18 protein-coding genes and 1 pseudogene are annotated in these 22,406 nt (G+C 70.7%); 4 read left to right on the forward strand and 15 right to left on the reverse strand.

Annotation, left to right across the window (positions count from 1 at the left end; all coding sequences use genetic code 11):
* Positions 1–9: 9 nt before the first annotated feature.
* From ACW69E_RS24670 to ACW69E_RS24725, 12 genes are all read right to left on the reverse strand, one after another.
* On the reverse strand, positions 10–630 hold the full coding sequence (locus ACW69E_RS24670; protein WP_457500492.1) for a class I SAM-dependent methyltransferase: 621 nt from the start codon (positions 628–630) through the stop codon (positions 10–12).
* On the reverse strand, positions 627–1,706 hold the full coding sequence (locus ACW69E_RS24675) for an HAD-IIIC family phosphatase (RefSeq protein ID WP_457500493.1): 1,080 nt from the start codon (positions 1,704–1,706) through the stop codon (positions 627–629). Before ACW69E_RS24675 ends, ACW69E_RS24670 begins: the two co-directional genes overlap by 4 nt.
* A complete protein-coding gene (locus tag ACW69E_RS24680; protein WP_457500494.1) occupies positions 1,703–2,875 on the reverse strand; it encodes an acyl-CoA dehydrogenase family protein in 1,173 nt (390 codons plus the stop codon). The genes ACW69E_RS24675 and ACW69E_RS24680 overlap by 4 nt, the downstream gene beginning before the upstream one ends.
* On the reverse strand, positions 2,872–3,141 hold the full coding sequence (locus ACW69E_RS24685) for an acyl carrier protein (RefSeq protein WP_457500495.1): 270 nt from the start codon (positions 3,139–3,141) through the stop codon (positions 2,872–2,874). The genes ACW69E_RS24680 and ACW69E_RS24685 overlap by 4 nt, the downstream gene beginning before the upstream one ends.
* The gene (locus tag ACW69E_RS24690; RefSeq protein WP_457500496.1) at positions 3,134–3,994 is read right to left on the reverse strand and encodes a 3-hydroxyacyl-CoA dehydrogenase family protein; all 861 of its coding nucleotides are present in this window, start codon (positions 3,992–3,994) and stop codon (positions 3,134–3,136) included. The genes ACW69E_RS24685 and ACW69E_RS24690 overlap by 8 nt, the downstream gene beginning before the upstream one ends.
* Positions 3,991–6,957, reverse strand: coding sequence for a type I polyketide synthase (locus tag ACW69E_RS24695; RefSeq protein ID WP_457500497.1), 2,967 nt, complete (start codon positions 6,955–6,957; stop codon positions 3,991–3,993). Before ACW69E_RS24695 ends, ACW69E_RS24690 begins: the two co-directional genes overlap by 4 nt.
* Positions 6,950–9,274, reverse strand: a complete 2,325-nt coding sequence (locus ACW69E_RS24700) for a non-ribosomal peptide synthetase (protein ID WP_457500498.1) — start codon at positions 9,272–9,274, stop codon at positions 6,950–6,952. The genes ACW69E_RS24695 and ACW69E_RS24700 overlap by 8 nt, the downstream gene beginning before the upstream one ends.
* Before the next feature lie 65 nt (positions 9,275–9,339).
* Complete coding sequence (locus ACW69E_RS24705) at positions 9,340–10,848, reverse strand: FAD-binding protein (protein ID WP_457500499.1); 1,509 nt, start codon at positions 10,846–10,848, stop codon at positions 9,340–9,342.
* Positions 10,845–11,828, reverse strand: coding sequence for a phosphotransferase (locus ACW69E_RS24710; protein WP_457500500.1), 984 nt, complete (start codon positions 11,826–11,828; stop codon positions 10,845–10,847). Before ACW69E_RS24710 ends, ACW69E_RS24705 begins: the two co-directional genes overlap by 4 nt.
* A complete protein-coding gene (locus ACW69E_RS24715; protein WP_457500501.1) occupies positions 11,821–13,014 on the reverse strand; it encodes a hypothetical protein in 1,194 nt (397 codons plus the stop codon). The genes ACW69E_RS24710 and ACW69E_RS24715 overlap by 8 nt, the downstream gene beginning before the upstream one ends.
* 56 nt (positions 13,015–13,070) lie before the next feature.
* Positions 13,071–14,039, reverse strand: a complete 969-nt coding sequence (locus ACW69E_RS24720) for a transketolase family protein (protein WP_457500502.1) — start codon at positions 14,037–14,039, stop codon at positions 13,071–13,073.
* Positions 14,036–14,959, reverse strand: a complete 924-nt coding sequence (locus ACW69E_RS24725) for a transketolase (protein ID WP_457500503.1) — start codon at positions 14,957–14,959, stop codon at positions 14,036–14,038. The genes ACW69E_RS24720 and ACW69E_RS24725 overlap by 4 nt, the downstream gene beginning before the upstream one ends.
* Between ACW69E_RS24725 and ACW69E_RS24730 the strand changes: the two genes are divergently transcribed.
* The gene (locus ACW69E_RS24730) at positions 14,958–16,226 is read left to right on the forward strand and encodes an MFS transporter (RefSeq protein ID WP_457500504.1); all 1,269 of its coding nucleotides are present in this window, start codon (positions 14,958–14,960) and stop codon (positions 16,224–16,226) included. The genes ACW69E_RS24725 and ACW69E_RS24730 overlap by 2 nt on opposite strands.
* Positions 16,227–16,539: 313 nt before the next feature.
* Here the strand turns inward: ACW69E_RS24730 and ACW69E_RS24735 are convergent, their stop codons facing one another.
* The gene (locus ACW69E_RS24735; RefSeq protein WP_457500505.1) at positions 16,540–17,817 is read right to left on the reverse strand and encodes a hypothetical protein; all 1,278 of its coding nucleotides are present in this window, start codon (positions 17,815–17,817) and stop codon (positions 16,540–16,542) included.
* 147 nt (positions 17,818–17,964) lie between these two features.
* Here ACW69E_RS24735 and ACW69E_RS24740 point away from each other — a divergent pair, with 147 nt between their 5' ends.
* The 3 genes from ACW69E_RS24740 (at position 17,965) to ACW69E_RS24750 (ending at position 20,864) form a co-directional block, all read left to right on the forward strand.
* The gene (locus tag ACW69E_RS24740; RefSeq protein ID WP_457500506.1) at positions 17,965–19,110 is read left to right on the forward strand and encodes a cytochrome P450; all 1,146 of its coding nucleotides are present in this window, start codon (positions 17,965–17,967) and stop codon (positions 19,108–19,110) included.
* Positions 19,111–19,186: 76 nt separating this feature from the next.
* On the forward strand, positions 19,187–19,735 hold the full coding sequence (locus tag ACW69E_RS24745) for a 4'-phosphopantetheinyl transferase family protein (protein WP_457500507.1): 549 nt from the start codon (positions 19,187–19,189) through the stop codon (positions 19,733–19,735).
* Positions 19,736–19,958: 223 nt separating this feature from the next.
* The gene (locus ACW69E_RS24750; RefSeq protein WP_457500508.1) at positions 19,959–20,864 is read left to right on the forward strand and encodes an NAD-dependent protein deacetylase; all 906 of its coding nucleotides are present in this window, start codon (positions 19,959–19,961) and stop codon (positions 20,862–20,864) included.
* A gap of 70 nt (positions 20,865–20,934) precedes the next feature.
* On the opposite strand, the gene ACW69E_RS24755 is transcribed toward ACW69E_RS24750, so the two are convergent.
* Both ACW69E_RS24755 and ACW69E_RS24760 read right to left on the reverse strand, forming a co-directional pair.
* Positions 20,935–21,675: a class I SAM-dependent DNA methyltransferase gene (locus ACW69E_RS24755; RefSeq protein WP_457500509.1), complete on the reverse strand. Its 741-nt coding sequence runs from the start codon at positions 21,673–21,675 to the stop codon at positions 20,935–20,937.
* A gap of 91 nt (positions 21,676–21,766) precedes the next feature.
* Positions 21,767–22,306, reverse strand: a pseudogene (locus tag ACW69E_RS24760) (VOC family protein); the annotation flags it as partial.
* Between the last annotated feature and the right edge of the window lie 100 nt (positions 22,307–22,406).

Raw genomic sequence — 22,406 nt, forward strand, 5'->3', positions numbered from 1 at the left:
TCATCGTCCTCACCGCCGGGTCAGCAGAGCGAACCAGTGCCACTGGTCGGGTTTTTCCGCCGTGGGGAAGTTCCGGAAACGGCGCAGCTCGTCGACGGCGAACAGCGGCATGAAGGTCGACAGGATGTCGTCGGAGGTCAGCCGGATCGGTCCGGTGCCGGGCACCATGCGGTCCGAGAAACCGACGATGGCCATCCGGCCTCCGGGCCTGAGCACACGCGCCGCCTCCGCCGCGTACGCGGCACGGGCCTCGGGGCGGATGTTGTGGAAGATGAACGAGTCGTGCACGAAGTCCGCCTCGCCGTCCGGCAGACCGCTCTCCAGGATGTCGGCCTCGACCCAGTCGACATGTATTCCGTAGAAGCCCGCCAGGGTCCGGGCAGCGTGCAGGGCCCGTGGTGAGTTGTCCACACCGGTGACGCGGTAACCGTGCTGAGCGAAGAAGACCGACTGCACTCCGGCGCCGCACCCCAGGTCGACCACGCGTGATCCGGGCTCGATCGTGAGCGAGGTGACCAGTTCGGCGACGGGCGGGCTCACCGCGCCCGTGACCCAGGTGATCTCCCCCAGCGTCTCGTCATCGTACTTGCTGGAGAAGTTCTCGATCCAGCGGTCGGTGAATGCCTTCACTGGCGACTGCCTTTCATCGTGCCGGGCGGAACCGGGCGCTCGGTGATCCGGACGTGTGCCGTCGCCGCCGTGGACGGCGGGGTGGCCAGGACCAGATTTCTGACACCGTTCCGCTCGTCGTGCTCACGGAATCCCGCGAATCGGTAGGTGACGTACATGGGACGGTTGACTTCGGTGCCGACGAAGTCCGCGGTGAGCGGTACTCCCCGGCGAGAGGCGGTTTCCGCCAGTTCGGCGACGATCGCGGGCACGAGGTTGCGGCCCATCACACGGCAGGACAGCAGGAACAGGCGCAGCCGCATCTCCCGGTCGGTGACGCGTACGACCACCACACCGATCGTGCCGTAGTCGCCGAAGTCGTCCACGAGGTCGAGAACGAGCACCAAGTGTCCGGGGTCCGCGGCGAGCGCACCGAGTTCCTCCCGGCTGAAGGCGATGCCCGTGGTGTTGAGCTGGTTGGTGCGTGCGGTGAGTTCCGCCGCCCGGGCGAGGTCTGCGGGACGCGCGTCCCGGATGGCCAGTCGCAGGTTCAGCGAGGCGAGGAACTCGCTCTTGGTGCCGGCGAAGGACGACTCCCGTGCCCGGCGCCGCTCCTCGCGCCGGTAGAGCTCGCGGCGTGAGGCGGATCCGGCCGGAAGGGAGTCCGCCGCGGGGATGTCGTCCCGGGTGAGCAGGGTGCCGACGTCGCGGCTGTCCAGGCACCGCACCTCGGGGTGCCTGGAGGCCACCTCGGCCCGCTCGAAGGGATCGTCGTCGACGAACAGCATGGTGTCGGTCGCAACGTTCAGGGAGGCGGCGATACGTTCCATCGCATCGGACTTCGGGCTCCACGAGATCTCGGGACAGAGGAAGAAACCGGCGAGCCCCGCGGCCTCCAGGACGGGCATGGCCACGGCCTCGTCGTTCTTGCTCGCCACCGACTGGAGCACCCCGCGCCGGTCTAGGTCGTGGATCACCCGTACCGCCGAGGGGCGCGGCGTTCCGTCCGAGCCCTCGACCAGCGCGCCGTCCCAGAGGGTGTTGTCGAGGTCCCACACGACCACTTTCACCTGGGGGGTGGTTCGTGACCGGCTCATGCCGTCCCTCCCGACCGGCTCCCGCCGTCTCTTCGGGCCGCGGCCCGGTCGTGACGGCGCTGCCGCCACTCGGCGAGGCTCTGTGTCATGAAGGCGTCCGTCAGGAGCTCGGTGTTGCCCTCGATGATCTCCATGGCGCGCGCGTCCTGGACGCGGCGGTCGACGACGGTGCCGGCCAGCAGGCCGCGGGCGCCGTGGACCTGCGCCGCCGCCCGTGCGGCCTTGGTGGCCGCCGCTGTCGCGGTGAGCTTCGCGGCGATCACCAGACGCTCGATGTCGGGGTCGTCGCGCTCCAGCGCCTCGGCCGCGTCCCTCACGCAGTGCCGGGCCGCCACCGTGGCGAGCGCCGCGTCCGCGGTCATGGACCGGACAGCGCCGAGATCGCTCAGCGGCTTGCCGAACTGCCGTCGGGCCGTGGCGTGGGCCATCAGGGCGTCGCAGCACGACTCGGCCAGCCCCAGCGCGCCGGCGGCCACGCACAGTCGTCCCAGACGCAGTACCCGGGTCGCCACCTGGGCGACGGCGAAGCCCGGCCGTGCGACCATCCGGTCGGCGGGAACGAGTGCCCCGTCCAGATGTACTTTCGCCAGGTGCGACGTGGCGAGGCCGCGCATGGGTTCCTCCCGCTCGATGCGCACCCCGGGGTCGGAGGCGAGCACCGCGAAGGCGACGTCGCCTCGTTCGGCCCTGGCGAAGACGAGCAGGAGGGAGGCGTACCGGCCGAAGCACACCCACCGCTTGGTCCCGTCCAGACGCCAGCCGCCCGCTTCCTCCACGGCTGAGGCGCCGAGCGCGCGGGCGTCGCTGCCGGCCGCCTCGTCGGTGAGCGCGAACGCGCCGAGGGCCTCTCCCCTGGCCAGCGGGCCCAGATGTTCGCGCAGGGGCGCGGAGCCCCACCGTTCCACGGCTCGGCAGACCATGGCGTGAGCGGTCAGCAGGGTCTGCGCCGAGGGGGAGTGACCGGCCAGTTCACGGCATGCCTCGGCGTACTCGGGAACGGTCCACGAGGTTCCGCCCGCTTCCCGCGGAAGCATGGCGCCCAGCACCCCCGTCGAGGCGAGGGCGTCGACGAAACGGCGCGGCACGCCTTCCGCGGAGTCCCAGACCGCGAGGTCGTCCGCGTGGTCGCGCAGCAGCCTGGAGAACGCTCCGAGCCGGTCTTCCGTCATGGCAGCCGCGTCCCCAGCTTGCGCTCGACGAAGTGCTGGATGCCGTCCAGCGTGTCGAAGTTCGCGATGTCGAGGTCCTCGTCCCCCACCTCGACGCCGTACTCGCGCTGGATCATGTCTATGAGCTGCACGGCGACCATCGAGTCGAACATCCCGCTGCTGATGAGGGGTTCGTCATGCGCGATGTCGTGGACGGACTCGACGTACCTGCTGAGGAAGCCGAGCACATCGGCACGGACGTCGGGGTGCGCGACGGCGTCACGCATGGCTGCCTCCTGGCGTGGTGTAGTCGTAGAATCCGGCGCCGCTCTTGCGTCCGAGACGGCCCTGCGCGACCAGGCGCTCCAGCAGCGGTGCGGGGGCGAACCTGTCCCCGTAGTGCTCGCACAGCACCAGCAGGGTGTCGCGCACGGTGTCGAGACCGATCAGGTCGGCGGTCTGCAGGGGGCCGGACCGGTGGCCCAGGCAGCCCCGGAACAACTGGTCGACCTTCCGCGCGTCCGCGACCCCGTCGTCCAGTGTCGCGATGGCCTCGTTGACGAAGAGCATCAGACTGCGGTTGATGACGAAACCGGCGTGGTCGGCGACCACGACCGGCTTCTTGCCCATGTGCCGTAGCAGATCCATCACCACTGCGAGTTCCCCGGCTCCGCTGGAGGGCGTGCCGACCACCTCGACGGTGTCGATGAGAGCCACCGGGTTCATGAAGTGAACGCCGACGGCCCGGCGCGGGTCGCCCAGTGCCTTGCCGAGCGTCTCGATGGGCACGGCGGAGGTGTTGACGGCCACCACCGTCGACGGAGGGAGCACCCGGCCGAGTTCGGTGTGCACCTCGATCTTCGTGGCGGGGTCCTCCACGACGTTCTCCACGACCAGCGATGTCCCGGCCAGGTCCGAAAGGTCCCGGGTCACCGAGACCTCGGCCAGGGCACGCCTGCCGCGGCGGAGGGTCGCCAGCCGTTCGAGGGCCTCGATCCCGGCCGGCGCCCGGTCCAGGGCCGCGGAGTCGATGTCGTGGACGACGGCCGGGACGCCGGAGCGGGCAAGGGCGTGGGCCACGCTCACTCCGATGGTGCCGGCGCCGACGACGCCCACGGGCTGGTTCGTCCACGAGGTCATACGGCCTCCTCCGGTCCTTCGCACGGCTTCCGCGGCTCTTCGCCCGTGCGCATCCACTGCTCGATCGAGGCCACCATGTCGTCCAGCCGTGCCCGGTGGAAGACGACTGCGGGCGGAACACGGCGGCCGAGGGATTCCGTGAGCCCGGAGATCAGCCGAAGACCCATCAGGGAGTCGCCTCCGAGGTCGAAGAAATGGTCGTCATCGGCGGGTTCGACGCCCAGGATCGCCGCCCACGCCTCTCGCACCACCGCGCCGACGTGCCCGGCGGTGGCGGTAGCGGTGTCAAGCGGTGCGCTGCCCGCGGCGGCGCGGTCCGCGGCAGGGTCGTCCGACCGACCGGCCTGAACCGGGGGGACACGCACCTCGGGCGGCGCTATCGCGTCCTCCGAGACGATGATGCGCTGCGGGCGTGAGGCGGTGGGCGGCAGTGCCACGGGCCGGGCTCCCAGGTCGCACACGGCTTCCCAGTCGAGTGGCGCGCCCGCCTCCCAGCAGCGGGCCAGAGCTGTGAGGTAGACCGCGACATCGTCGCGGTCCTCGAAGTCCCGGCGCACCGTCGCGACCGCGACGGCGGGGTCGAGTCCGGACTGCCGGGCGATGGTCCGCAGCTGTCCCGGGCCCACCTCCACCAGGATGTCGCAGCGTTCGGCCAGTGTGCGGATGCCGTCCCCGACCTGGAGCGTCCTGGACAACTGGTCCGCCCAGTACCCCGGCGTGGCCATCTGCCCGGTGTCCCAGGTGCCCGTGGTGTCGACGACGATGGGTCGCTCCGGCGGCCGTACGGCGCCTTTGGCCAGATCTTCCACCGCCGGGCGGAGGGAGTCCATGACGGGCGTGTGCAGGGCCAGGCCGTCGGCCACAGTCCGGTGGCCGATCCGCCGGTCGTCCAGCGTCTTCCGGAACAGGTCGATACCGGCCGGCTCCCCGGCCACCACGCACGAGTGCGGCGACGTACGGATGGCCACGTGCACGGCGGGCGGGAGTTCGGGCAGGTCCCGGGCCGCCGCCAGGACTCCCAGCATGGCGCCTTCCGGTGCGCGGGAGAGCAGAGCGGCCCTCTCCAGCACGATGCGGTAGGCGTCGTCCTCGCCGACGGCGCCGGCGGCGTAGGCGGCGGCGACCTGGCCCAGACTGTGGCCGAAGACCGCGGCCGGCCGCAGTCCCGCGTCCCTGAGGGAGTGGAACAGCGACATCTGCAGCGTGAAGAGTGCGGCGTGCGCGGCGACCGGCCCGCCGAAGGTGCCCGCGGCGCCGTCCCGGCGCAGCATGGCCCGCAGGTCGATCCCGCTTCCCGGTTCGGGCCGGCGGCGTGCGGGGGCGAGCAGTACGGAGAGGTCTGCGTCGGTCAGTTCCTGCGCGCGCGCGACCGCCCGGTCATGATGGTCCCCGAACCCCGGCACCCGGTCCCGCAGACCGTGGCCCATGCCCGGGTAGTGGTCGCCTATGCCCGAGAAGACCAATCCGACGCGGGGGCCCCGCCGGGCCCGGCGGGGTGTGGCGTTCCGCAGAGCGCGTACCGCCTCGCCGGATGTGGCGGCGACCACGGCCCGTCGCCAACGGCGGGCCTCACGGCCGGTGCACAGCGTCCGGGCGACTCCGGCGAGGTGCTCACCGGTGGCCACCGCGTCCGCGATCGCACCGGCGGTCTCGGAACACGTCTCGGAACCGGCTGCGGAGACGGGCAGGACATAGGGGCCCTTTGCGGCCGGTTTCTCCGGGGCCTTTGGAGTTCCCGGAGGCTGCTCGAGCACCACGCTCACGTTGGTGCCCCCCAGACCGAAGGAGTTGACCACCGCACGCCGCGGCTCGTCTTCCCACGCCTTCGGCGAGGTGACCAGGAAAGGCCCGCGGTCCGTCACGTACTCGGCTGCCGCTCCCTGGTGCAGGCTGGGGTACTGGACACCTCGTTCGACGGAGAGGACGGCCTTGATCAGGCCCGCGATACCGGCCGCCTCACGCAGGTGCCCCATCTGGGACTTGACGGAGCCGACCCCGGAACGGGGCAGGACACGGGTCAACGCGTCCCATTCCACGGCGTCGCCCAGCGCGGTGGCGGTGCCGTGGGCCTCCACGTAACCGATGTCCTCGGCCCGGAGTTCGGCGATCTCGAGCACCTCGCGGACCAGGGCCTGCTGACGGCTGCTGCTGACGGAGGAGAACGCCTCCTTGCGGCCGTCGTTGTTGACCGCCGTGCCACTGATCACGGCGCGGACCGGCCAGCCGCGGTCCCGCGCGTCCTCCAGCCGCGCGAGCACCACCACGCCGGCTCCGTCGCCGGGCACGGTGCCGTCGGCGTGGGCGGAGAACGGCCGGCAGGCGCCGCTGGGGGAACCGATGCCTCCCGGGTGGACGGGGTAGCCGCTTTCCAGGGGGACCCGGATCGCGGCCGCACCGGCCAGAGCCACCTCGCACTCGTAGGACTCCAGTGCCTGCGCGGCCAGATGGACCGCCAGCAGCCCGGTCGAGCAGGCGGACTGCACCGTCATGCTGGGACCACGGCAGTCCAGCCGGTAACTGACCTTGGCGGCGAAGTAGTCCTTGTGGTTACCGGTCTCCAGCAGGTTCCCGTCGGTTGCCTCGGTGATCCCGTTCTGCTCCAGCAGCCGCTCGTGCCGGTTCGTCCCGCATCCCGCGTAGACCCCGATCTCCGTGTGCGGCCCGCTGCGGACACCGGCGCCTTCCATCGCCCGACGCGCCAGGTCCAGGAAGATCCGGTGCTGGGGGTCGGTCAGCAGCGCCTCGCGGGGGGACATCCCGTAGAGGCCGGGATCGAAGTCGAACGGCTCGGCCGGCGTGGCGGAGGCGTTCACCCAGACCGCTCCTGCCGGAAGCGCCCGCACCGGCGCCGACGGCTTCCGCTCGACGGCGTCGCTCCCCGAAAGGAGGAGCGCATCCAGAGCGTCCTCGTCCGAAGCGCCCGGGAAGGCGAACGCGAGCCCGATGACCGCGATCTCAGTCACGCCTGCTCCTCCCCCGCGCGGCGCGACGACGGAGCCGGGCCTCCTCGCGCGCCGCACGGCGCCGTTCCGCTTCGGCGCCAAGGCCGGAGGCACCCTCGTCGCCGTGCGCGGCGCGGTCAGGGCCCGGCACGGCCCGCGCGGCGCGCACCATGTCGGCCTGCTCCTGGACGGTGGCCCGCCCCATCAGGTCGCCCAGCGGCACGACGATGCCGAACGCGTCCTCGATCGCCGCTCGCAGCACCAGGACGCGGAGTGAGTCACCGCCGGCCTCCGTGAAGGGCAGATCCGTACCGACCTGTTCGACCCCCAGTACGGAGCTCCAGAGAGAGACGAGCCCGGCCTCCACCTCGTCCACCGGTGAGGCCCCCTCGAACGTGCCGCCCGACGGGGGTTTCAGGGCCGACCGGTCGATCTTGCCGCTCAGCAGCAGGGGCAGATGCCGGACGAACACGATCAGTCGCGGCACGCAGTGGGCCGGGAGCCGTTCGGCCAGCTCCGCGCGCAGTTCCGTGACCGTGGTGCCCGCGCCGTCGTCCGGCTGGACGAAGGCGACGAGCTGAGCCCCCTGGTCCTTGTCCGGCTGGCCCACGACCGCGGCCTGCCTCACGCCGGGGAGGGCCTTCAGGACGGACTCGACCTCACCGGGGTCCACGCGCAGGCCGCGGATCTTGACCTGGAGGTCGCGCCGGCCGCCGTACTCGAGGTGGCCGTCGGGCAGGAAACGGGCGAGATCACCCGTGCGGAACATGCGCCGGCCGTCGACCTCGACGAAGCGCAGCTCCGTCGCGGCAGGATCGCCCAGGTATCCGGTGGCCAGTCCGGGGCCGCCGGCGTACACCTCGGCCCAGCATCCGGGCGGGACCCTGCGGCCGTCGGGGTCGAGCAGGCGGATGGTCGTGTCCAGCGGAACGCCGATCGAGCAGACGTCACCGTCACGGGGCCCACTGCGGTGGGTGGCGTAGTCGTACTCGGTGAGTGTGTAGGTGTTGTGCACCTGCGGCCCCGCCTCGCGTATCCGCGCCTCGAGCGCGGTGTCCAGTGCCTCGCCGCCGACAAAGACGTGGCGCAGTTCCCCGAGCCGTGAGAACTCGGGCGAAGAGCTGAGGATGCGGAGCATCGACGGCACGAAGCTGACCACGTTCACCCGTTCCCGGGCGAGGAGTTCAAGCAGGTAGCGATCGTCCTTCTCACCGCCTGGCCGGGCGATGACGGCCGTCCCCCCGCTCGCCAGCGGCCACAGGAACTCACGGAAGCTGATCGGTGACTTGAGCAGGTGGCGATCGCCGTCGCCGAAGGCGTAGAGCGACTGTTCCAGTGCGATCCGCGAGGTGTGCATGCGGTGTGGTCTCACCACGCCGCGCGGAGTACCGGTGGTGCCCGAGGTGAAGATCACGTAAGCGGGGTCCTCCGCACCGACACCGCCGTCGTCCACGGCTGTCACGGACGGAGCGGCTTCCGCGGCCTCCACCTCGACGATCCTCCGGATCGCGTTCGGTACCTGGTCGCGGCCGGCGCGAGTCGTCACCGCGGTGTCGAGCCCGGCCCGGTCGGCCACCGCTTCCCGGTACGCGGCGGGGAAGACCGGATCGAGGTAGCAGACCGCGCCGCCCGCCATCAGGATCCCGAGCAAGCCGGCGAAGAGCTCGGTGGACCGGGGTCCGACGAGGCCCACGATGCTCCGGGGCTGGACGCCCGCACCGGCAAGTCCCCGTGCCACCGCCGTCGCCCGGGCCCGCAGCTCCGCGTAGGTGGTGGTCCGGTCGCCGTCGACGAGGGCGATCCCCCCGGGGCGGCGCTCGGCGGTTTCCAGGAAGAGCCGGTGGAGGGTGGTGTCGGGGTAAGTGGCCGCACGACCCTGATGACCCTCGAGAAAGACGACTTCCTCGCGGGTCAGGATGTCGACCGACTCCACGCTCGCGTCGGGTCGGGCTTCGAGGGCGCCGAGCGCCTGGCCCACGTGTGCCAGGAGTCCGGCCAGCCGGGCACGGTCGACGGTGGCGTCGATGGGCGCGAACGTCACGGAGCCGGGGGTGACCCGGCAGTGCAGTTGCGCACCCGCGGGCGACAGATCCGCGGATGTCACCCGGACCCTGACGGGGCCGGCCTGCGCACCGGGTTCCGGGTCGCGGGCGAGTCCGAGCAGTGCCGCATGCGGGTCCCAGCCGCTCGGCGACCAGACCCTGTCCTCCGTCTCGGTCGTCCATCCGCACCCGTAGCGCCGGGCAACGAGCCCGGCCAGCACCGCGAGCAGATGCGCCGGGGGAACACCGTGCCGTTCGGCCAGCGCGTGCAGCCCGGCCGCCCAGGACGCGGTCATCGGGGCACAGGGCGTGCCCGGTTTCGGGGAAGCGGGGGGCGCCGGGAGGACGCCGGCCGACGCCGTCATCGTGACATCGCCGCCTCCGCGGCCACGCGGCCCGTGACGGCGCCGTAGGTGACACCGATGATCTTCGACGAGCTGTCGCCCACGAAGAACAGACCTGGGACGGTGCTCTCGAGGTCGTGGCTCAGGTCGAGGGCCGGGAAGACGCGTTCGACGACCGGTGCGGCGATCACGGCGTGCGGGCCGACCATACCGGGGGCGAGTGCGTTGAGCCGGGTGATCATGCCCTCGACGTCAGAGCTCAGCGACGGGCCGAGGAGGTCCCTCAGATCCGTCCCCGTGGTCTCGAGCAGGGTCGGCGGCACGGGTGGCTCCGGGATCGGCACTCCGAGGAAGTCGCCGACATGCTGCACCACCGGACGTCCCCGGCCCGCTTCCATCGCCGCCCGGGAGAAGGCGAGCGCGTACTCGGTGCCGTCTACGCCGTCGGGCACGGTCACACTGGTGACGACGCCGAAGTTCGACTTCGTGGTGGGTGTGGTCAGGCAGTGCTGGCCGTCCAGCGCGAGGCCGCCCGCGAAGTCGTAGACCATCAGGCGTCCGCTCGGGCACACGCAGAAGGTGCGCACGGAATCACCCTGGTCGTTGAGGAAGGTGTGCTTGGGGTTGTGGCAGGCCTCGGTGAGCGGTGCGAGGTCTTCGCGCCAGGACTCGATACGGACGCCGAGATCGACCTTGCGTGGGGACGAGTGTCCGACGCCGAGGGTGCCGACCACCTCGCGTACCCACTGGAGGCTGAGCTTGCCGGCTCCGACGATGACGTTGCGGCCGGTCACACGGGTCTTCTCCCCGGCTGCGACGACGAAACGTCCCCGGTCGTCGCGCTCGATACCGGTGACCCGTGTGCCCAGCAGGAGCCGACCTCCCATTCGATCCAGTTCCCGGAGGAGTTCACCCACCACGGTGAGTGACTCGTCCACCGTGATCTCCTGAGAGGGTGCGGCGTCGGTGTGCTGGAAGACGGTGTGCGCCACGCGGTTGCGCGTGCCCGCTCCGGCGGGGTCGGCTGCCGGGGACTCCTGTTCCTCCGGCAGGGTCACACGGGTCAGTCCCCAGGAGTAGAACTGCTCGTAGACCGAGGCTATGAGGCGGCGGGCCCTGTCGAAGTCGCCCAGAGTCCGTTCCAGGCCGCTGTAGGCCCGTGTCGTACCGTCGGAGGCCTTCTCGATCTTGGAGCGTGTGAGGCCGTTGATGTACCCGAGGTTGGTGTCGAAGTGGAAGGCGGCGCCCCCGACTCCGGTCAGACACGTGCAGCGCCGGCACTGCATACGGAACTTCTCCAGGTCACGGATCGGCCGGCCGGAGGCGGCCGCGCGGATGCGGGGGCACAGGCTGGCGTGCATGCCCTGCCCCGCCTCGACGACCAGCACCCGGCCGCCCAGTGTCGCCGCCCTGTGGCCTGCGAAGAGGCCCGCGGGACCGGCGCCGACGACGATGACGTCGTAGACATCCCCGAGATCCGGTTCCCGGAGGCCGTCGGAACCCGGGTGTGCTTCAGTTCGGCTCATCGTCCCAGCTCCATCGCCCATGCCCGGCCCTCCTGGAGGAAACGAGCGTGCAGCGGCCGGTAGAAGAGGTGGTCCGTGGCACGGCCCTGCCGCCGTATCCGCTCCTCCATCCACAGACAGAAGAGGGGGACGAGCGAGCCCACTTCCCGGACGCACTGGTCCGTGGCCGCCGCGTAGTTCCGCAGCGCCTCGACGATCGCCGCGCCCATCGGCGACGCCGGGTCGAGCATCTCACCCACCAGCGAGGCCATGTCGCGGCTCCGGTAGCCGGAGTCGGCGGCGAGCACGGACGTCATGGCGAGGTTGAGCACGTCGATGGCCTGCACGCCGCGCTCCTGGCAGTCCTCCCAGTCGACCAGTCCGAGCCTTCCCCCGTCTCCGGCGCGGAGGTTCCAGGGGCCGAGGTCACCGTGGAACAGGCCGATCCTTGTGTGGGACAGCGTCTTCACCAGCGACGCCGGCAGTTCGCGGTACCTCGCACCGAGGTACTCCTCGACCAGCGGCCGCGCATCGCCGTCGAAGGGGTGGCCGTGCTCGTGCAGCGCGGCCACCGCGTCCGCGGCACGGATCAGCAGTCCGGGGGCCTCGGCGCCGGCGGCGGACAGCACCTCCGGGAAGTCGACGCGCGGCACCCACGACATCACGAAGCCGCTGTCCAGCCGCTCCACCGGCGTCGGTGTCTCGAAGACGGGACGCGTCCACGCCTGGCGGGAAAGCACCTCCCACTCCCGGTCGACCATCGCGTCGGACGGGTTCAGGGGAACCTTCGCGATCCATGTGGGACCGCCGTCGATGTCCAGCTCGACGAACAACCGGCGTGAGACGGTGCGCGCCCCACGGGGCACGAAGTGACGTGTGGTCCACGCAACGCCAGGACGCAGACGGGCGACCAGGCCGGCAAGCTGCTCCAGTACCCGGCCGAGGACACGGTCGACGGGTGCGTCCTCGGCCACGGCACCGTTCCCGATCAGATCAAGCACATGCGACCTCCGACAACGTCCGGCTCAACCCCTGGAGGACGGTGGTGACGGGCGGGCCGTCGAGGACACGCCGCAACTCCACGAGGCCCTGGGCACGGTCGTCCTCGGCGAGATCGAAGAAACCCTGGACCGCCTCGCCCATGGTCCTGCGGAATTCGCTCAGACCGTGTGGGTCCTCCAACAGCCGCCGTGCCTGGGCGACGATGCAGCGGGTCCCCTCGAAGTCGTCCTCCGTCAGGGGGTATTCCATGCCGGGCACGGCGAGCGAGGTGCCGACGCGGGAGAACGTGGTGCCCTCCAGCATGCGCATGTTGACCACATGCCCGTAGTGCTGTTCGGGGAGGGCCAGGGGGAGCTGCTTCAACGCCATCGACTCATGGAGGGCCGTGAGCCCCGGAGTCATCATGTACTGCGAGGCGGAGGCCACTTCGCGCAGGAAGGGACGCTGTGAGAGACAGGTGAACACAGCGGTACGCCCGTTGACCGTGATCGACTTCTGCCGGGGGCCCCGGAAGGCTCCGCCGCACACGAGGACGTTGTCGAGGTGGTGCCAGTCCGTGAGCAGGTCCCGCACCCACAGGTCGGCCAGTTCGAGGTAGTCGTTGTTCTCCTCGAAGTCCAGGAAGAAGTTCTTGAAGCCACCGAGGTTGATCACCAGATCGTGCCGTTCGCCGGTGTCCGGCGACGCGGCGTCGTGAAGTCCCTCGCTGTCAATGATCGACCCGGTCACGTGAAAGGCGGTACCGCACAGACCCTGTACTTCCTGGACCCGGTCACGCACTCCCGGGAAGTTCTGCAGGATCGAGTGATCGGCCAGCACATGGGCGGCCAGGATCTGCTCGTGCGGGCTGAGCCGCCTGAGGTGGGCCGTGAGGTCGCCGTAACCGGACACCGGGGCGGAGGCGCACAGATCGGCTATCTCCTGCAGGGACCTGTCGTGTTGCCAGAAGCTGAACAGGCTGTCGACCATGGCCACGGGCCGTCCGGCGGCGACGGCCCTCATCACCAGATCGGCGTCCATCACCGAGACGACCAGGTCGCATGCGAGCAGTTGCGGGGATATGTCGGCCGATTCGCCGCTTATCTCGTGGATCTCGTCGAATATGCCGGGGTTGGCCCGTGCGAAGGCGGCGGCGAAGGAGTCACCGACGAACACACGTCGGTGACCGGGCAGTGACCTGGCCACGGCGCAGGCTTTTGAGACAGGCCCGAAACCGCAACTCTGTGCGCCTATGACGATGTTCACTGCTGCCTCTCAGGAAGGGAGGTGGGGTGATCGCGCGACTCGTCGAGCCGGGTGGCGATGCTTTCGACGACGTGCGCGGTATCGATGCCGTAGAAGGCGAAGAGGTCCTCTTTCTCCGCGACGGGGGGATACCGGTTGTCGATGGAGTGGAAGCACATGCCGCCCCGCCGGTCGGCGAGGACTCGGGCGGTGGCCTCTCCGATCCCCCCCGAGCGAACGTGTTCCTCGACGATGCACACGACCCGCGCCTTCGAGGCGGCCTCGCGTATCCGGGACTCGGGGAAGGGCGAGACCACGGTCAGGGCCAACACCGACGCCGTGACGCCGCGCCGGGCGAGCTCGTCCGCGGCGTCGAGCGCGACGGCCACGGTAGCGCCGGCGGATATCACCATGACCTCCGCGGTGGCAGGCCCGCGCAGCAGTCGGCCCCGGGCGATGTCGTGCGGCACGGTCTCGTCGAAGACGAGGCGGTCGTCACGGGCGCCCAGGCGGACGTATGCCGGGCCCGTACGGGACAGGGCCTCGCGTACCGACCACGCGGCGGCGTGGGCGTCCGCGGGACAGAAGACCTGGGTGTTGGGCATGTTGGCGAAGCTGACCAGGTCTTCGGGTGCGTGGTGGGTCGGCCCGAGCGGACCGTAGCCGAGGCCGCCTCCAACTCCGATGAACGTGACGGGAAGGTCTGCGTTGCACACGTCGTTGCGGACCTGCTCCAGAGCCCGGCGCGTGAGGAACGGGGCCATGGCCGCCGCCACCACGCGCCGGCCCGTACGCGCGATTCCCGCGGCCACGCCCACGAGAGTGGCCTCGGCGATGCCGACGTCGATGAAGCGATCGGGATGGGCTGCCTTCAGCCGCAGGCCGAGGGCATGGCCGTCGGCGACGACCATGACGAGGGAATCGTCCGCGTCCGCCGCCTCGGCAAGGCACTCGGCCACCGCCGGCCGCATGGGGGCGCTTGTCACGTGAACTCCTTGCCCCGGTCCAGTTCCGCGAGCGCGGCGCGGAACTGGACGTCGTCCACTGTGCCGACGTGCCAGGCCGGGTCATGCTCCATGAACGACACACCCTTGCCTTTCACCGTGCGCGCGATCAGGACGCGCGGCCGGCCCTCGTCGGGCGCGGCCAGGGACCGCGCGAGCGCTTCCGGGGCATGGCCGTCCACGTGTTCGACGTCCCATCCGAAGGCCTCCCACTTCTCGCGCAGCGGCTCAAGGGCGAGTACGGCCTCGGTCGGCCCCTCCTGCTGGAGACCATTGCGGTCGACGACGGCCACCAGGGAGCCGAGCCGCTGGTGACCTGCGAAGAGCGCGGCCTCCCACACGGACCCCTCGTCGAGCTCACCGTCGCCCATGACGACGAAGGTGCGTCTGGGGGAACCGTCCAGACGGGCGCCGATCGCGAGTCCGGCCCCCAGGGCCAGTCCGTGCCCCAGCGCACCGGTGGCGCCGTCGAGCACGGGTGTCGACTCCACGGGGTGTCCGGGGAGGGTCCCCTCGGGGATCTCCAGGCCGAACTCCTCCAGGAGACCGTAGAGGGCCCACACCGCGTGTCCCTTGCTGAGGACCACACGGTCCCGCTCGCGCGTGTGGACGGTCGAGGCGCTGACACCGGCCGTCCTCAGGACGGCGAACAGGATCTCGACGACCGAGAACGAGGAGCCGAGGTGGACGGAGCGCGAGCGGGCCAGGTCGAGGATTCTTTGCCGCACCCGACGACAAGTCGGCTCCACCGTGCATGTCTCCTTGGGTGCTCGTTCTATGTAACGCTGCTTGCCGAACTGGATCTTAACCGCACCGAAGGCTACATCGTCAGGTACAAGTTGTCGTCTAATCTTACGTGCCTTCAAGGGGCTTGACCGCTTCCCCGACTGGTGGAGGACCATGTCCACACAGAACGTCACCGGACCAGAACGTCAACGAGCGTTCTGGACCTACTACCTGGCCTCCACCGCGAGTGATCTGGGATCGGCCGTGCGCATGCTCGCGCTGCCGCTGGTCGCCGTACTCGTACTCGATGCCACCGCGCTCGAGGTCTCCCTGATCACAGGAGCCGGTTTCGCGGCCTGGATCGTCATCGGGCTCCCGGCCGGTGACCTGGTGGCGCGGTTTCCGCTGCGCCGGGCCCAGGTCGCGATGGACCTGGCCCGGGCCCTGTGTGTGCTCTCGCTCCCGGTCGCCTGGGCCTTCGACTCTCTGTCGGTGGCGCACGTGGCCGCCGTCGCCTTCCTCATCGGTCTGGCGGACGTGGTCTACGACGTCGCCAACTCGACCTTCATGCCCGCGGTCGTCCCCCGCGAGGACCTCATGCGGCGCAACAGCCTGCTGACCGGAACGCAGTCGGTGACGACGCTGGGCGGACCCTCGTTCGGCGGCGTCCTCGTCCAGGCGGCGGGTGCCGTGCCCGCGCTGCTCATCGACGCGGCCAGCTACGTGGTCTCCGCACTGCTGCTGCGTACTCTGCCGGAACGCCCGCCCGCGGCCAAGGCGACTGCGGGGGAGGCCATGCGGACGCGCATCGCGGTGGGCTGGTCCTACGTCAGGAACCACCCCGTCATGGCCCCCCTCATGTGGGCCAATGCTTCGGTGAACTTCGCCGCCGGGGCCCAGTTGGCGCTCTACCCGGTGCTGCTGGCCCGGACGCTCGAGGTGGCGCCGGCCCTCATCGGCGTGCTTCTCGCCGGAGAGGGGGTGGGTGTGCTGATCGGTTCGCTGCTGGCCACTCGGACCGTGAGCCGCCTCGGCACCTCGCGGTCGAGCCTGGTCGGAGGCTTCGGCGTGGTGGCGGGCGCGGTACTGGTGGCCGCCTCGGTGACATGGTCCCCGCACGATCTCCTGCTCTACGGCGGCTTCTTCCTCGGCAACGCGCTGTGCGGGGGCACGGCCGTGCTGATCGCGGTCAACAGCCGGACGTTCATCCAGGCCACGTGCCCGACAGAACTCCTCTCCCGGGTGACGGCGACCATACGGTTCGTCACGTGGGGGGTGATTCCCGTGGGAGGGATGCTCGCGGGCTTGTCCATGAACTACCTGGGCGCTGCTCCCACACTGTGGTTCATCGCGATCGCGGCGGCCGCCACACCGGCGGTCCTGGGCACCAGCGCGATCGGCAGGACCCGCGACCTCGAGGAGATACCGGGGAACGGTTCCTGAGCCCCGGGTGTAAGTACGCCGCGCCCGGACGGCCCATGCGGGCGCGGTGGGCGTTTCCGGCCGGGCCGGTGGCGGAACTCCGCCGGTACCCAAGATCGAAGGGCGCGGTCTCCTTCCGGAATCCGCGCCCTCCGAAGCGGCGATCAGATGGCCTCGTTGACGGAGACGATCTCGATGTCACGCTCCGCGACCAGCTCGTTGACCATGCTCTCGATGCTCATCCTGTCCACCCCCTTCCAAGATTGACTGGCTGAGACTCTACCCCAGGTATAGCGGGTCCACCCGGTCAAAGATCCAGCAATAGAGCGGCAGTTCACGAAGAAGCGTCGACGGCCCGGAAGGGGATCCCGCTCCTGTCCCGGTCGGCGAGCAGCCGGCCGAGACGCTCGTGCACCTCCTCCAGGACGGCCCGTGCCCGTCCGGCGGAAGAGGCCGCGTCCTCTCGAACCACCACCCTCGCCTCCACCCCGGCAAGCGTCCGGCCGCGCATCTCGGGACGCAGGCTCACCAGCGGTTCTCCCACCGGCGCCCGCTCCTCACCGACCGGCGCGTGCGCGACTCCGGGCACGCCCTCCATCGCCTCGAGCACCTCGAGTTCGCCGAGGACCAGTTCGCCGCCGTCCAGGACGCTGCGGCCGGCTCGTCCCACGTAGTCGAAGGTCAACTCGCCCGGCACACACGGGGAGGAGGTCCGGCGCACGAGGTCCCCTGTGCGGTAGCGGATCATGGGCTGTATTTGCGAGAAGGGGTGAAGTTCGGTCAGTACCAGCTCACCGACGTCCGAGGCCGGCTCGTCCCTTTCCCTCTCGAGCACCTCGGCGATGACGACGGGATCGAGGTGGTAGTGCCCGCACTCGTAGCACAGGGTGGCGCCGCCCAGCACCTCGGACATGCCGAAACGCTCGACCAGCCGGGCCTCCCAGTGTTCACGCAGCAGTTCTCGCTGCCCGGGCAGGAGGGCACTGTTGTAGACGCTGATCACTTCGATACCGAGGTCTGCGGTGGGGATCCCCCGCCGGAGTACCTCCTGGGTCAGCAGGACCGCACCACCGGGGCTGGCGGACAGAACGCGCCGGAAGCCATCGCTGAGAAGGTTCAGTGACGGGCTGGTGAGGAGGTCCACCGAGGCAGCCAGCCCCTCGTTGGAGAACAGATCCACCGCGAGTCGCATATCGTCCGTCTCGATGGGGAGCGCCGATCCGTGGATCGTGACCGGTGCCCCACTGACCTGCAACATCGGCGGTATCGGCTTCCCCGTGCGGGCGGCCGTGGCGGACCTCACGCTCCGCAGGTACTCGGAGTAGGCCTTGATCTCCTCCCTGCCCCTGACCCGGAAGAACGGCCAGCCCGTGGTCCCGGTCGAGTGACCGACGTTCACCGGCACCCCACCGGGACGCAGCGTGGACGGAAGGTGTTCGAGCAGGCCCTTCTTGGTGACTGTGGGCAGGTGTTCCAGCTCCAGTGCGCGCCCCTCCCAGTGCCGCGCGTAGAAGGGAACCTCACGGGCCGACTCCAGGGTCGGCCCGAGGAGCCTCAGACGGAACCGGTCAGTGGGACTCTGAGCGTTGCCTGTGGAAGGGGTGTTCCTCACGCTGCGGTTCTCCATTCTCAGCCAAGGCGGGGAGGAGACAACATATTTGATCGCCTGTGGCACCATGTCCCGGAGCCCCCGACAGACAGAGCCTTCCACATGGACATTGACCTCAACGATCCCCAAATCCTGAGGGATCCGTACCCCGTGTACGCGGAGATCCGTGAATCGGGTCCGTGCGTGTGGAACGAGTCCTCGAAGGTCTGGATGGTCGCACGCCACACCGATGCCGTGACCGTGCTCGGCGACGGGGAGACCTACTCCTCGTCGGTACTCGCCGAGGACCCCGGTCCGTGGTTCGGGGAGGCGCCCACGATGATCGCTTCCGACGGGGACACCCACAGGCGGTTGCGGTCGGCGGTACGCCATGCGTTCACGGCACGCCAGGTGAGGCGCCGTACCGAGGTGGTGCGCACGGTGGTGCGCGACCGGTTCCGGGACGGCCGGGTGGCGGAGCGGCTCCGATCCGGCGAAGCTGTGGACATTGTCTCGGAGGTGGCCGCCCGGGTGCCGATCCTCGTCACCGCCGAGTTGCTCGGGATACCGGACGACTGGCTCAACACCTTCACCGATGTCGCGACGGCGCTGGTCGTCTACACGGGCGCCGGTGAGGCTTCCACCGATTCCGTGGACGTGTCCGTCACCAGGTCCGCCGCGGTCGCCGCCAACGAGACCCTCTGGAGGTGGACCCGGGAACGTCTTCGCGTCCGGCCGAACGGGGACCACGACGTCCTGTCGGCCCTGTCCCATGCGGTACACGCCGGCGATCTCACGATCGACGAGGCGGTGGCCACCGTGGTGCTGCTCATCCTCGCGGGCACCGACTCCACCATGAAGTTCCTGGCGATGGCGATCCGCCTGCTGACCGTCCACCCCGGTACGAGGGAGCAACTGGAAGCCCTGGGGGACACCACCACCGACATGGTCGAAGAATTCATCCGCTTCGCGGGGCCGGTACAGCTCGACGCGCGCCGGGCGACCCGTGACCACGATCTGGCGGGCTCCGCGATCGCCGCCGGCGACGACGTATGGGTTCTCACGGCGGCGGCGAACCGTGATCCCCGTGTCTTCCCTGATCCCGACCGTCTCCGCCTCGACCGCCTCCCCGTGCCCAACCTGGGCTTCGGCTGGGGCCGTCACCACTGTCTGGGCGCCCCTCTCGCACGGCTGCAGGCAGTCGCCGTGCTCGACGAGTTCCTGCGGCTCCCCCGCGACCTGGAAGTCGTCTCGACCGAGTGGGGGCGGGGGATGTTCGTGCGTGGCCCGGTCTCACTGATGCTCCGTGCTGCCTGACGTCGAACTCCGTACGGGCGACTCCGGAGACGTTCTCGCCTCCCTCACCCCGCCGGCTTCACTGACCGCGGCACTCATGTCCGCGCCGCAGCGACGGCGCTACTCCCGTCTGCGGACCGAGCAGAGCAGACGCGACTTCCTCGCGGTCCGCGCACTCGCACGCCGACTGGTGGCGGACGTGACGGGCGACTGTGCCGAAAGCATCGTGCTGGCTCAGACCTGTCCGGCCTGTGGTTCCGAGGAGCACGGGCCGCCGCGCGTCGTGAACCGGCGACTCCATGTGAGCTGGGCGCACAGCGGCGGCGAACTCGCCGTGGTCGTATCGGACCGGCACCGTGTCGGCGTCGACGTGGAGCGCGTCGACCGGCTCTCGGTGACCCCCGGCCTGCTGACGGCCTCCCTTCCGGAAGCGGAGGCGGAGCAGGTGGCCGCGGCCCGGAACGTCCCGCTCGCGTTCCTGCGGCTGTGGACCATGAAGGAGGCCCTGGCCAAGCTGGGCAGCGACATGCTGGCCATGACCCGTCTCAGCAGGCAGCGGCTCGCCGACTCCGTCGGGGCCGTGGACTACTGGACCGAGGATCGCGAGAACTCGGTCATCGCGGTGGCTGTGGCCCCTGAGTCATGAGGCGGAGGCCGTGCGGGGGCGGCCAGGGGCGTGCGCCCGCCGCCGACCTGCGGACAAGCCGCCCCGCTCGCTGAGCAACCGGTGTGGGCGTGTGACACGGAGGGGAGTCTCCCCGGAGTCCACGGGGGACGTTCGGCCGATTCGCCGGCGGGTCCCGGGGACGACCGGTGTCCGCGGCACCCGTGGGAGCGACTGGGCGCGGCCCGTTCCGTACCCTGGCGGCATGCGCGTACGCCCCACCTTGAGCTGGACGCCCACCGGGGACCTGCCGCCGGGCACCACGGACCTGGCGCCGGTCACCGATGCGCTGAGCGCCGGCGGCGTGCTGGTGCTCAGCGGGGCGGGCATCTCCACGGAGTCGGGGATCCCCGACTACCGGGGCGTGGACGGAAGCCTGAACAGGCACACTCCGATGACCTACCAGGACTTCACCGCCAGTGCCCGGGCCCGGCGCCGGTACTGGGCGCGCAGCCATCTCGGCTGGCGCACCTTCGGCCGTGCCCGCCCCAACGCCGGGCACCGGGCCGTGGCAGCCCTGGGGCGGCACGGGCTGCTCTCGGGTGTGATCACCCAGAACGTCGACGGTCTGCACCAGGCCGCCGGCAGTGAGGGCGTCGTGGAGCTCCACGGAAGCCTGGCCCGGGTCGTCTGCCTGTCCTGCGGCGCCCTCAGCCCGCGCTGTGAACTCGCCCGGCGGCTGGAAGAGGCCAACGCCGGCTTCGAGCCGGTGGCCGCGGGGATCAACCCGGACGGCGATGCCGACCTCACCGACGAGCAGGTCGGGGACTTCCGCGTGGTGCCCTGCGCGCTCTGCGGCGGCGTCCTCAAGCCGGATGTGGTGTTCTTCGGCGAAACCGTTCCGCCGTCGCGGGTCGAGCACTGCCGCGGACTGGTGCGCAAGGCGTCCTCGCTGCTGGTCCTGGGCTCCTCGCTGACGGTGATGTCCGGGCTCCGGTTCGTCCGCCAGGCGGCCGGGGAGGGGAAGCCGGTGCTGATCGTCAACCGGGATCCGACCCGGGGCGACCGGCACGCCCTCACCCGGGTCGCGCTCCCGCTGGGAGCGGCCCTCACCACCGTGGCCGGCCGGCTCGGCGTCCCCGTCGACGATCAGGGTGCCGGCCGCGGATGAGACTGCGACGGGCTGCGGGCGGTGACCGAACGGCTGCCGTCGAAGGGGGCGCGAGGGGCGGGGGCCTGCCTCAGGCCGGCTTGCGCCACACGGAGACGTGTTCCGTGGAGTCCTGGGTGAACGGCGTCCCGTCCCAGTCCGCGACGCGCTGTTCCGGTTCGAGCCCGGCGATCCGTGCCATCAGGTCGAGTTCCGACGGCCAGGCGTACCGGTGCCGGGAGCTGCCGCGGCGGTAACGGCCGTCATCGCCGTCGCGGGTGAAGTGGTGCGAGACGAGGACCTGCTCGACCAGGTCGAAGGTGTCGAAGCCCAGATGCCGCTCGGAGACGTCGAACGGCACCGCGACCTGGCCGGGCGGGAGGAATCGCAGCGGCGGCACGCCCAGTTCGACGACGAATCGGCCGCCGGGCCTCAGATGGCGTGCGGCGTTGCGGAAGCACTCGACCTGCTCGTCCTGCGTGAGCAGGTTCGAGATGGTGTTGTAGACGAGGTAGACCAGGGTGAACTCGCCGGGGACGACGGTGGTGGCCATGTCCCCGATGGCGACCGGAAGCTCGTCCTCGCCGATCTTGCGCCGCAGGACCGCCGCCATGTGCTCGGACAGCTCGATACCCGCCACCGGCACGCCACGTTCCCGGAGCGGGACGCCCACCCGTCCGGTCCCGATGGCGAACTCCAGCGCCCGGCCGTCACCGGCGAGCCCGGCGAGGAAGGCGAGGGTGGGTCCGAGAACGGCGGCCGAGGACATCTCGGTCTCCTCGGCGTCGTAGCGTTCGGCGGTCGCGCGGGTCCACAGCTCACTGCTCGTCACCGGGCGACCACTGTGCCGGGCGCGAAAGGGCACTGTCGACGCATTTGTCCTCCCCGGACCCTCACGGGCTCAGCCCGGGTTCAGCCCGGGTTCAGCCCGGGTTCGGGGTGAGCACCACGAAGTCCGCGTTGGCCGGGTCGAGGCAGACGGCCATCCGGCCGACGCCCTCCGCGTCCTGTGGCCCCATCTGCACGCTTCCGCCGTTCCCGGTGACCGCGGCGACCGCGGCGTCGCAGTCGGTGACCTCGAAGACCGGATGCCAGTAGGGCCGGCCGTCCGCCAGGGCGAGGTCCTCGGTACGCAGCCCCATGACGCCGCCCTGCGCACGCTCCCGGGGGAGCCCGGCGGCCGTGATGACGGAGTACGTGCCCGCGCCGTCCGGCAGCTCCATGTCGTCGAACCGCCAGCCGAAGACGTCCCCGTAGAACTCCTTCGCCGCCGCGGTGTCGCTGGTGTACAGCTCGGTCCACAGCAGTGATCCCGGTTGGCCCACCAGTTCGACGCCGGTGCTCTCCCCCGGCTGCCAGACGGCGAACTGGCCGCCCAGCTGATCGCTGTACTGCGCCATCCGGCCCCACTCCCCCAGGTCCGTCGGCGCCACGCGTACGGTGCCGCCCGCCCGCTCGACGGCCAGGTCGTTCGGGTACGGGGGGCGGCTGCCTGGCGTCCGTCCCGAGGGGCGCCGCCGGCGGTGGGGGGGGGGGGGGGGGGGGGGGCCCCCCCCCCCGCCC

The sequence above is a fragment of the Streptomyces sp. SS8 genome, assembly GCF_054072955.1.

What these genes read in the sequence shown, in the direction of transcription:
- ACW69E_RS24675 (WP_457500493.1), bottom strand. Translation starts at nt 1,706, where the DNA reads ATGAGCCGGTCACGAACCACCCCCCAGGTGAAAGTGGTCGTGTGGGAC.
- ACW69E_RS24680 (WP_457500494.1), bottom strand. Translation starts at nt 2,875, where the DNA reads ATGACGGAAGACCGGCTCGGAGCGTTCTCCAGGCTGCTGCGCGACCAC.
- ACW69E_RS24685 (WP_457500495.1), bottom strand. Translation starts at nt 3,141, where the DNA reads ATGCGTGACGCCGTCGCGCACCCCGACGTCCGTGCCGATGTGCTCGGC.
- ACW69E_RS24690 (WP_457500496.1), bottom strand. Translation starts at nt 3,994, where the DNA reads ATGACCTCGTGGACGAACCAGCCCGTGGGCGTCGTCGGCGCCGGCACC.
- ACW69E_RS24700 (WP_457500498.1), bottom strand. Translation starts at nt 9,274, where the DNA reads ATGACCGCGTCCTGGGCGGCCGGGCTGCACGCGCTGGCCGAACGGCAC.
- ACW69E_RS24705 (WP_457500499.1), bottom strand. Translation starts at nt 10,848, where the DNA reads ATGAGCCGAACTGAAGCACACCCGGGTTCCGACGGCCTCCGGGAACCG.
- ACW69E_RS24730 (WP_457500504.1), top strand. Translation starts at nt 14,958, where the DNA reads ATGTCCACACAGAACGTCACCGGACCAGAACGTCAACGAGCGTTCTGG.
- ACW69E_RS24725 (WP_457500503.1), bottom strand. Translation starts at nt 14,959, where the DNA reads ATGGTCCTCCACCAGTCGGGGAAGCGGTCAAGCCCCTTGAAGGCACGT.
- ACW69E_RS24745 (WP_457500507.1), top strand. Translation starts at nt 19,187, where the DNA reads ATGTCCGCGCCGCAGCGACGGCGCTACTCCCGTCTGCGGACCGAGCAG.
- ACW69E_RS24750 (WP_457500508.1), top strand. Translation starts at nt 19,959, where the DNA reads ATGCGCGTACGCCCCACCTTGAGCTGGACGCCCACCGGGGACCTGCCG.